The sequence below is a fragment of the Eubacterium aggregans genome, assembly GCF_900107815.1.
In the GTDB taxonomy this organism is placed as follows: domain Bacteria; phylum Bacillota; class Clostridia; order Eubacteriales; family Eubacteriaceae; genus Eubacterium_O; species Eubacterium_O aggregans.
The window spans coordinates 22,504-32,639 of sequence record NZ_FNRK01000028.1 but is presented as its reverse complement, the minus strand read 5'-3'; the positions used below and the strand labels follow the sequence as shown (position 1 = coordinate 32,639).

Annotated in this window: 10 protein-coding genes; 7 read left to right on the top strand and 3 right to left on the bottom strand. The window is 47.2% G+C overall.

The features are described from left to right. On the top strand, positions 1 to 305 hold a 305-nt coding region (locus tag BLW33_RS12255), incomplete at its 5' end, for an integrase core domain-containing protein (protein ID WP_143032643.1). A gap of 225 nt (positions 306 to 530) precedes the next feature. On the opposite strand, the gene BLW33_RS12250 is transcribed toward BLW33_RS12255, so the two are convergent. Genes BLW33_RS12250 through BLW33_RS12240 form a run of 3 tightly spaced genes read right to left on the bottom strand, consistent with a single transcriptional unit; the run spans position 531 to position 4,206 of the window. After that, the gene (locus BLW33_RS12250) at positions 531 to 2,276 is read right to left on the bottom strand and encodes an ASKHA domain-containing protein (RefSeq protein ID WP_090309314.1); all 1,746 of its coding nucleotides are present in this window, start codon (positions 2,274 to 2,276) and stop codon (positions 531 to 533) included. A 15-nt stretch (positions 2,277 to 2,291) separates the two neighbouring features. Continuing rightward, positions 2,292 to 2,930 (bottom strand): hypothetical protein, encoded by a 639-nt coding sequence (locus tag BLW33_RS12245; RefSeq protein WP_090309311.1) that lies wholly within the window; start codon positions 2,928 to 2,930, stop codon positions 2,292 to 2,294. Positions 2,931 to 2,943: 13 nt separating this feature from the next. Next, a complete protein-coding gene (locus BLW33_RS12240) occupies positions 2,944 to 4,206 on the bottom strand; it encodes an AraC family transcriptional regulator (RefSeq protein WP_090309310.1) in 1,263 nt (420 codons plus the stop codon). Positions 4,207 to 4,716: 510 nt separating this feature from the next. Between BLW33_RS12240 and BLW33_RS12235 the strand changes: the two genes are divergently transcribed. The 6 genes from BLW33_RS12235 to BLW33_RS14185 all read left to right on the top strand — a co-directional run bounded on the left by BLW33_RS12235 (position 4,717) and on the right by BLW33_RS14185 (position 9,944). Beyond that, positions 4,717 to 5,361 (top strand): cobalamin-dependent protein, encoded by a 645-nt coding sequence (locus BLW33_RS12235; RefSeq protein WP_090245366.1) that lies wholly within the window; start codon positions 4,717 to 4,719, stop codon positions 5,359 to 5,361. Positions 5,362 to 5,416: 55 nt separating this feature from the next. Next, on the top strand, positions 5,417 to 6,055 hold the full coding sequence (locus BLW33_RS12230; RefSeq protein ID WP_090245365.1) for a corrinoid protein: 639 nt from the start codon (positions 5,417 to 5,419) through the stop codon (positions 6,053 to 6,055). Between the two features lie 50 nt (positions 6,056 to 6,105). Then, on the top strand, positions 6,106 to 7,563 hold the full coding sequence (locus BLW33_RS12225; RefSeq protein ID WP_090309306.1) for a trimethylamine methyltransferase family protein: 1,458 nt from the start codon (positions 6,106 to 6,108) through the stop codon (positions 7,561 to 7,563). A 418-nt stretch (positions 7,564 to 7,981) separates the two neighbouring features. Beyond that, on the top strand, positions 7,982 to 8,212 hold the full coding sequence (locus BLW33_RS12220) for a hypothetical protein (protein WP_090309305.1): 231 nt from the start codon (positions 7,982 to 7,984) through the stop codon (positions 8,210 to 8,212). After that, positions 8,206 to 9,738: a sodium:solute symporter family protein gene (locus tag BLW33_RS12215; RefSeq protein ID WP_090309303.1), complete on the top strand. Its 1,533-nt coding sequence runs from the start codon at positions 8,206 to 8,208 to the stop codon at positions 9,736 to 9,738. The genes BLW33_RS12220 and BLW33_RS12215 overlap by 7 nt, the downstream gene beginning before the upstream one ends. Positions 9,739 to 9,761: 23 nt before the next feature. Next, positions 9,762 to 9,944: a hypothetical protein gene (locus BLW33_RS14185; protein ID WP_090309301.1), complete on the top strand. Its 183-nt coding sequence runs from the start codon at positions 9,762 to 9,764 to the stop codon at positions 9,942 to 9,944. Positions 9,945 to 10,136: the final 192 nt, after the last annotated feature.

Below are 10,136 nucleotides of genomic sequence, written 5' to 3'. Positions count from 1 at the left end.
CGCAATACACCAGTAACTGCTATCGCAAAGCACTCAAAAAATTTCACGTCAGGCAGAGCATGAACAGGGCTGGTGGTCGTTGCCACGATAACGCCAGATGTGAAAGTATGTGGGCACGGATGAAATCCGAACTGTTGTATGACCGCTATGATACCGAAAAAATGACCATCGAAGAATTGAAGGTCTTAATCTGGAGATATTTCATGAGCTACTGGAATAACAGAAGAATCTGCTCATCGATTGGTGGAGTGCCACCTGTAATAAAGAGGCAGCAATATTACCAGTCCTTACAGGATGTTGCATAAGGTCGCTGAATCCTTGAGGGAAATCTGTCAACTATTATTGACAATATCAATACGCCATGATTTGTATTGTAGCCATGGGGCAAGGGTTTGTCAATGGCCTGTGGATCATTGTTCCAGGGAATGGGAACAGAAGGACGTTGACAAGGCTTAGGATATCATGCTATCCTGATAAAAGAAAGACAAGGCCGTCTGATTCGGGGCCTTGTCTTTCTTTTTGTACGAACTTTAATTAAAATTCATATTCATAATATAAGCTTCCATAAATTCCGGGGTATCCGCCAGGTTGATCTGCTCGGTGCAGGCTTGGATCTGGCTTGCCCGGTCGAGCTCTCCCTGGTTTAAGAGACAGCGCTGGACCCCGTGGCCGGCACCGTTGCCAATGGCGAGGATTTTTTTCCGGGGGAAGGGGGGTAAAAGCCCAATGGCCAGGGCGTTTTCGATGTTAATGAAATTGCCGAAGGCCCCGGCTAATACTAGGGCATCCACATCGGACAGGGGTAGGCCGCATTCTTTGAGAAGGGTCATGCAGCCTGAGTAAATGGAGCTTTTGGCCAGCTGAATCTGGCGGATATCCCCCTGGGAGAGGTAGACGGGCTTGTCCCCCCGGGAGAAGTAAAAGACCACATCCTGATCTGAAGTATCTAAGACCGCCAAATGGGCGGCCAGGGGACTGCCGGGATGGATGGTCAGATATTCCTCGGGGGTGAGGAGATAGCCGCTGGGGTCAATGATCCCCAGGCTGCGCAGGACCGCTACGGCATCGACGATGGCAGAGCCACACAGACCGATGGGAGCGCCGCCGCCGATGACCTGACAGCAGATTTCTCCCTTTTCCAAGGTAATGCCTTCGATGGCACCTGTGCTTGCCCGCATACCGCATTCGATATTAGCCCCCTCTAAGGCAGGCCCACAAGCAGTGGAGGCGGTTTGAAAGCCGGTGAGGGCGTTGCCAAGGGCAATTTCACCATTGGTGCCTAGATCGACCATGAGATATTTTCGGTCATCCTGGGGAAGGGTGAGGAGGACGGAGGTGGTGTCAGCTCCGACAAAACCCCCCAGAAGGGGAAGAAAATCGATCACAGCAGCATCCGGCAGGTTTAAGCCACAGGCATGGTTGTGGGTGTGGATGGCATCCTCTGTGATATTGGCATAGGGAAAGCGTCCAAGGGCCTGGGGGTCCATGGCAAAGAATAAATGGGCCATGGTGCTGTTGCCGCAGAGAACCAGGTGATAAAGGTCCTCAAGCAGCCCGGGATGGTCCTCTTCACAGCGACTAAGCAGTTCATTGATGGTATGGGCGATGGCCTGGCACTGCTCATCCAGGGCAGATTCCCGCTCCTGACAGCACAGAATCCGGGCAATGACATCGCCCCCGAAGGTAATCTGTTTATTTAAGGAGGATTCGGTGTAAAGCAGGCTGCCGTCAATCAGGTCATAGACATAAAGCACCACGCTGGTGGTTCCAATATCAATGGCCCCACCGTAAAGGTGGGCCGTAGTATCTCCGGGCTGGATGTCAATGGGAAGGCCTTGGTGGCGGACTACCGTCATATGGGAGACACCCCTTTGATGGACCATGTGGGAAAACTTTCGGCGTAGGGTCAGGCTGGTATCCCTTAGAAATGTGCTGTAGCCTTCTGGAGTGAGATCCGAAAGAGTGTGGTGGGTTTTTCTTAGGGCTGGATCAAAGGGAAGGGTGGCATCGTTGTGGTGCCCAGTCAGCAGGGAGGCCTGATCCAGATATTGGGAGTCCTCTAAATAGACGGTTAAATCCTCTTCTACCGTGAATTGGCAGGCTAAAACCTCCCGCCTGTGCCCCTGAACTTCGATGGTAACCAGGCACTTTCCACAGGTGCCCTTTCCACCGCAAACCAGGTCCAGGGGAAAACCTGCTGAGGAGCAGGCTTCGGAGAGCAGACCCCCCGTTACAGTAATATTAGTTTTTTGATTGATGAAATTCAGCTTAAACATAGGGGTGCCTTTCTTTTAAAAATCCGCATCCCGATAGGGACAGTCCGTTGAATCACAGCTGTTGCAATCGTGCTTGGTCGAATGGGTTTCGATGGTCGAATCGGCACCGTAATAGTAAAGCATGGATTTTTCAGGGGCTAACATAAAATTGGATGTTAGTGTGATATCGAGATCCGTTTCCTGCTTAAGGGCATTCAGAAGAACGGCCTGGGCTTCAAGATCAATGCCGCAGCTTCCAGGCGATTGCTTTCGGGTGAGATGGATATCTTTTTCCAAAAGACTGTATTCCAGCTGGGTATTCATTTGGTTGGAGGCATTGAAGAGAATTTCGTTTGAGATGTGGTTGAGCAAAAACCCATCGAGAAATTCTTCTTCCTTGAGCATCCGTTCGATCAGATCGTCTATTTTCTGGGAACAGGAGCAACAACAAAGGACAACGTATTGGCAATCTTCAACCCCGGGGAGGATCCCCCGGAAGTGATTGTGCTGAACGCTGTAGCAGGTAGTGATTTCGAGATGGTGCATGGCCAGCTGGATGAGCGAGGGAAAAACCTGGTGGGTGTAATTGGTCACATTCTCGTTTTCCTTGAGGTGCAGCTGGCGAAAGATTTTTTCTTTATCATAAATAAACTTAGTTTTGATGTATTCAACCATGATAACCTCCAAATTATTCTTGTGCCGTAAGGCGTTTTCGATATTGTTTGGGTGTTTCCCCCAAGAGTTTTTTAAAAACCTTGGTGTAGTAGCTCTGATCGCCAAATCCCACTTGGACGGCGATATCAGCGATGCTTAGATCTTCGTGTTCTAAATAGGTCAGGCTTTTTTGGATACGGATATTATTGAGGTATCCTGTAAAATTAACACCGACCTCCCGCTTGAAGAGCTGGGAAATATAATTGCTGCTGATATGCAGATGGCGGGCTAAATCGTTAAGGGTGATTTTCTCACTGTAGGCATCTCCAATGTATAAAAGGGCGGCTTTAATAAGGTCGGATTGTCCGAGGACCAGAGTACTGTAAACATGGTCGATAAAGTGAGCCACAATATTATTGATCCAGCTAAAGAGTTCGGATGTCGTTTGGATTTGGCTCATGGCAAAGATATGGTTAAAATCAGAACTGAAAATTTTTTGGACTGAAGCACCGTTATCAATGGCCTTTTGGGATAGGGTCCCGAATAATTCAAAGATCCGACCTTTGATATTATCGTAATTGCCACCCTCGATAATAAAGATTTCGTCATAATAAGCCCTCAGAATCTTAGTGGATTTTTCCTGATCCCTTTCCTCAATATAGCAGATGAGCTTGCGCTCCAGAGAGTTCAGGGTAGAATTATCCTCGGGTCCGAAGGTATTCTTATGCTTATACTTTTCGATTTGGTCACCAATATACAGTTGGCTTTGGTGACGGGTGTTCAGGTGCTCGTAATCCTGCCAGTTGCGGCAGAAACCAAGAATGCTGTTGAACAACAGCGTGGAAAGGCTTTGGATATGATTGGGATTATATATCATGAGTTTTGAAATGGCAAGGGAAATTTTGGGGAGCAGGGTCTGTGCTTCGGGATAAAGGTTAAAGACCCGATCCACCAGAGTATCATTGAGGTTTCCCATCACCAGTGGACCGACGATAACGCTGGCTTGGTGTTTTTTATCGATAAGGACGGGAATCGCGATATTGATCAGATCTGAGGGGCAGGCAAAGATATAAGGCTCGCCCAGGCTGCGGGCAATCTGGGCGGAAAAGTTCATACTATCTGTGCATTTTTTATTGAGCTGTCCTTGATGTTCACTAAAAATACTGCAAAACTTAAGTTCAGTCCGGTAGCTGGCCAGAATTTCCCCAGAGTTTTTATAAATCGTAACCGGTACACCTGTGCAGATACAAAAATCATTGACGATTTCTTGTAATTTCTCTAGAATTTCGTTCATCATTTTCTCTCTTTTATTTATATTTTCATTGAGTGATCCTGTTGGTTAGGCAGCCATCAATTAAGGAAAACCAATTCTGATTGCCCACTGACAGGTTATCCTGTAAAGTAGAGGCACAGTATTCCTTCTGATACATTTTTAAGGATGAAATTCTATTGATATCAATGTGCGTTACTTTTATTATTCATTATATCAGAGGAATTTGTCAATGAGAATCATGAATTTTTTTGAAAAAGCAAAAAAAAGAATGTGCGAAAGTTGTAAAAGTATGATTAATCGTGGTATAAAGGAAAATATAGTGATGTTTTTTACAAAAAATAGTGTTTTTGTCCAAAAAAAAGAGAAACCGATTTTCCCTCTGTAAATCAGGATGAAACTGTGGGGAAAAATACAAATATTCATGTTGCAATTCATAGAATCATGCCAGGGTCCTCAGTATAATAATGTTAGTTGGTTAAACAGTTATAAGGATCTCGTGAAAATCAAGTGAATTGGTAGGTTAGGAGGATATAAATGTTACCAATGAAAAAGGTATTTCGGAAGATCATCGATGGTGATGAGGTCTGTACAGTGGAAATATGCCGGGAATTCCTGGATGCGGGGGTCCCCCCCATGGAAATTCTGGAAAAGGCAATGATTCCCGCTATGGATCACTGTGGCGTATTACTGAGAAGCAAAAAAAGCTTCATCCCCCAGGTATTAATGTCTACCCGGGCCATGCAGGCAGGGATTGATGTGCTCAGACCCTATTTGAGTCAAAGCCAGGAAAAGATGATTACTGCTGAAACCATTATCATTGGGACCGTTCAGGGCGATATCCATTCTATTGGAAAGAGCCTGGTGTCCATCATGTTGGAAAGTGTGGGGTTCACTGTGGTTGATTTGGGAACCAACATTTCAGGGCGGGAATTCATCGAAGCGATTATTGAGAACAAAGCCCAATACGTTAGCCTATCGGCCATGTTGACCACTGCGATGATCAGCATGCGGGAAATCGTTCAGGAAATTAACGCCTATCCCTTCGATTGGCCGGTTAAGATTTTAGTGGGCGGCGCACCGATTACCAAGGCCTTTGCCGCAGAGATTGGGGCAGATTTTGCAGATAATGCTGCGGATTGTGTCGAAAAGGTTTTAACCTTTAAAGATAATACAGATTGAAAGGACCCTTAGGTCTTTTAATAAAAAAATCAAAGAGATTTAGTAGGAGGATAGTATGGCACTATTACAAGAAATTAGTCAAGCGGTTATTGCAGGAAATGTAGCGGATACCGTTGCAAAGGTTGAGGCAGCCGTCTCCGAGAAAATTGAAGCATCCAGCATCTTAAATGATGGATTAATGGTTGGAATCAACGAAATCGGCGAACAATTTGGGGCAGGAAAGATCTTTGTCCCCAACGTTCTGATGGCTGCAAAGGCCATGAATGAAGGGGTTGAAGTGATCAAACCTATGCTCGCCAGTGAAGGCCCAACCACCGTTGGGACAGCAGTGGTTGGTACCGTTAAAGGTGACTTGCATGATATCGGTAAAAAATTGGTGGTTCTGATGATGCGCAGCGCCAATCTCAATGTTATTGACCTTGGTGCCAATGTTGCTGCAGAACAGTTCATCGAAGCCATCAAAGAACATCAGCCAGATGTTGTTGGGTTGTCCGCTCTGCTGACCACCACCATGAATGAACAGGCCCATGTCATTAAAGCCTTTGAAGAAGCAGGCGTCCGAGACCAGGTCAAGGTCTTAATCGGTGGTGCACCGGTTACCCAGGGCTGGGCCGATAAAATCGGTGCCGATGGCTTTGCGGCAGATGCTGCGGGTGCGGCTGCCTGGTCTAAGGCATACGTTACAAACGCATAATAAGAATCAGAAACCCCATAGTTTAAAAGCGAAAGGATAAAAGTGGAGATATGTTAGGTCGAGTGAAATACAATGTGATGAATGATCAGGAATTATCCTATTTAAAGGGAGAAATCGAACGTCTGCTCATTGAGCGTGGCGTCATCCTGGATCATGAAGAAATGCTGGATGATTTGGCAGCGGTTGGCTGTGTGGTGGATAAGGATGCGAAAGAAGTTAAATTCACCAAAGAGCTCATCGACAAAGCCATGGCGGCAGTGCCTGAAAAATTTACGCTGTACTCTCCGGGCGGAGAGCGTGACTTGGATTTCCCAAGTGCCGACGGTCGTTTTTATACGCGTACCAACACTGGGGCCCCCAACTACCGCACGATCCAAGGAGATACCCACTACACGACCTTAGAAGAGGTAGAAGAATGGTACAAACTCACCAATGCCATGGAAAACCTGGACTTTGTCACCTTGCCCAGTACATCCGGTGAATATGTTCCTGGAGATGCAGTCGATGTCTATACTTTGGAAAAGGCGCTTAAGCTTTCCGCAAAACACATCTGGATCCAACCCTACGAAGCAGATAATGTGCAGTACCTGATTGATATGGCGGCGGCTGCCGTCGGCGGTCTTGAGAACCTTCAGAAAAAACCCATCGTCAGCTTTATCGCCTGTAGCGTGCCTTGCCTGACCTATAAGCATATGGATGCGGAAATCCTGTATCGTTGTGCCAAGGCTGGCGTACCGGTTCAGCCTTGTTCACTGCCCACCGCTGGTGCCAACACACCGGTAACGGCCCAAGGAACCGCCTTTATGGCCTGTGCTGAAGTCCTGGCCATGATTATCATGCTTGAACTGCTGTGCCCGGGTCTGCCGGTTATCGCAACCCCATTGTTATTCTCTATGGATATGATGACCACTTACACCCTTCAGTCCAATACAGAAATTACCATCGCAAGACTCATTGCCATGGAGCTCTTTGAAAATGGCTATAACGTCCGTGCCCACTCCTATGGTACGGGTACCGATAGCCTGTGCATGGATGCCCAGAACTTTATCGAACGGACAAGCCTTACGGACGCCATGGCAATGTCCGCCGCGTCGGTCCTCGGTGGTGCTGGCCAACTGGAAACGGCCAAGACGATCAGCCCTGTCCAGTTGATTATTGATAATGAAATTTTCGGGATTGCCCAACGGATTCGCCGGGGACTGGATGTGGATGTCGAAACCATTGATGCCGACGAAATCTTTGCCGCACTGGATAAGGATCCGTCCTTCAGCTTCCTGATGAGCGAACACACCGGCCGTCACTTCATGGAACCCCATCGCCCGGAACTGTTTAACCGCGATGGCGTGGTTCATTGGGAATCCGAAGGCTGTAAGACCTTAGAAGATAAGGCCCTGGAAAAATTCCATACCATTATGGATGCTGACAGCACCTATGCCCTGGAAGCCGATAAGGCGGCTGCCGTGGAAGCCGTTTTAAAGGCTGCCCATACTGCCCTTGTCAAAGAATAATACTGAATTTAAGTGAATCTGGCGCGAAACGGCCATAACAGTTTCAAGAGATTTGTATACATTTCCCATTGATTCGGCTATTTAAATAGCGCGGATTCTGCACTCTTCAATGGCGATGAGTGATATATCCTGCCTGATTCATCCAATGAATTGGGCGGGATACCAGATAGAAGGGAGATTTCTATCTGGCAACGCTTATTACTGCAAAAACGTGCATTCATCATATGAGCCCCCTTTCAAAGGCTAGGTTTTAAAACGGAAGAATCCCTCTCTAATTTTCTGGCTACAGGCTTCCTTCGAGTTTGCCTGGGCCAAACTCAGCAATTCCTTTGTTTTAACGACGTGTGGAAGCGATGTCTGAGAAAAGGGGCTAATATGATGAATGCACCGCAACTGTTTTGCTGCGAAAGGAAAAACCATGAGAGTCACAAAAACTGAAAAGATTTGGTTGATTGTCGTTACGGCTTTGTTCGTGCTGTACAATCTTCCGGGAGTGCCACCTTACGGTGAAGCCATCCCAACACTGGTCCATGCGGCCCTGACCGTTATACCCCTGTGGATTGCCGTTTATGTCGGGATGCATAAGGTCTATAAGGCATACCGTTTGAAGGATCAAGAGAAAAAGAACAAAGGGGATGAAAAATGCTAAGTTCAATGACAATCTGGGTTGCATTTGGCATCTATATGTGCTTCCTGCTGGGGGTAGCATTCTATGTTACTCAGAAAGAAAAGAAACAAGCGGCTGGAGAGAATTTATTAACCGCAAGTGTCGCCTGGCCTATTTTGGTCATGACCTATATTGCTTCGCTGATGAGTACCTGGGTTTTCTTTGCTGGACCAGGGGCTTACTATCGTGGGGGACTGGGATACTGGATTTCAGAAATGAGCTATATCGCACTCTTCCCAATTATTGCTCACTTTACAATGAACAAGGTGTGGATGGTTAATCAGGAAAAGGGAAGTACCTTTGTCACACCTGCAGATTTCTATTTCGAACGGTTTAAGAGCCCTGCCCTCCGCACCATTCTTGGTATTGTCTTCCTGGCAGCTTCTTTTCCGTATATTTCTTCGGTGCTGGTGGCCATTGCCCAGGCGGCGGATTACGCTACTGGCGGTGCCATCCCCTATCAGACGGCGGTTATCGTCGTGGGCTTGATTATGACCATCTTCGTCTGTATTGGCGGGGTGAAGTCAGCGGCGACGGCAGATACCATTCAGGGGCTCGTTTTTATCGCCCTACTGTGGTTCATCGTCATTGCCTGTCTCATCGTTGGTTTTGGCGGATCCCTGACCCTGGCGGTGGAAAGCCTTTGGGAGAATACGCAATCTTTCTTCTCCTATCCAGGGCCCAGCGGGTGGGTGTCCTATGCGTCACGCTTTGGCTACCCCTTCTCCTGTGCCATTGGGTGGACCATTATGCTCCCCCATGTATTTGTTCGTTCAGGTTACTATGGGGACAATTTAAAGGCTCAAAGAAAGCTTTCTTACATGACACCGGCCCTTCAGGGTTTGGTGTGGACAGGAACGATGTTAATTGGCCTGATCGGCTTGGCTTTAGTCAGTGATATGGCAACTTCAGAATCTGAATTAATCATCCCCTATATGATTAATAACTTTGTGAATGCCTTTAATCCCACCTTGGCGGTCTTAATGATGATTGGCTTCTTCGTTGGGGCGACGGCGGTCGGTCTGTCCACGGCCAATGCCTTCTTAAGTGTTGCTTCCGGTATTGTGGCTTCTGATTTAATTAAGAACACCTTTCATATCAATGTGCCTAAGAACAAGGAAATGCTGGTCAATCGTGTTATTATCGCGGTGCTTGGCCTGGGTTCTCTGGTGATTGCACTGAATCCACCAGAGCTGATCTTTACGCTCATTATGTTCTCCATTGCCATCGTCATGCCGCTGTTCCCAATTCTGGTCTTTGGCCTTTATTGGAAAAAAGCCACAAAGCAGGCTGCTGTTGTGTCGACCATTGTTGGAACAGTATTAGTTCTTTTGACCTACTTTGTATGGAACGTGGGAGATACCTGGTATGGTGCCATCGGCCTTCTTGGTGCGACGGTTACCATGGTAGTGGTTAGCTTGTGCACAAAACAAGACGAAGCCGATTCCAAGGAGTTCTATGAAACTCTGGATCGAGCTACAGATCGTTTCTACGAAATTCAGGAGTAATTTAGGAATACTGAATAGAAATTTTGGGAGAAATCAAAATAAATGGAGGCTTCTGGAAAGAAGCCTCCATCCAAAGCGTCGACAAAGTGGTGTCGCGCGGTCAGGGAGAGGATAAAAAAGACTCACCCCGTACCCCAGGCGCTGACGAACAAAGGGAAACCGCTCATTCGTCAGTGCGCAAAACCTTCGGTTTTGATAAGGTTTAAGGCGGGTTTACTTCCTTAATGTGATAAAAGACGAAAGCTTCAGCCCGCAGGGGCGCCGGGGTTCGCGTATTTTTATCCCCTCCCTGACCTGAGTTTGTCTACAATCTGAATGGAGACTTCTGGAAAGAAGCCTCCATTGCTAAAGGTCCTTGAGGCGGAGTCATTGATAAAGTGGCCCCGCCTGAATGAAAA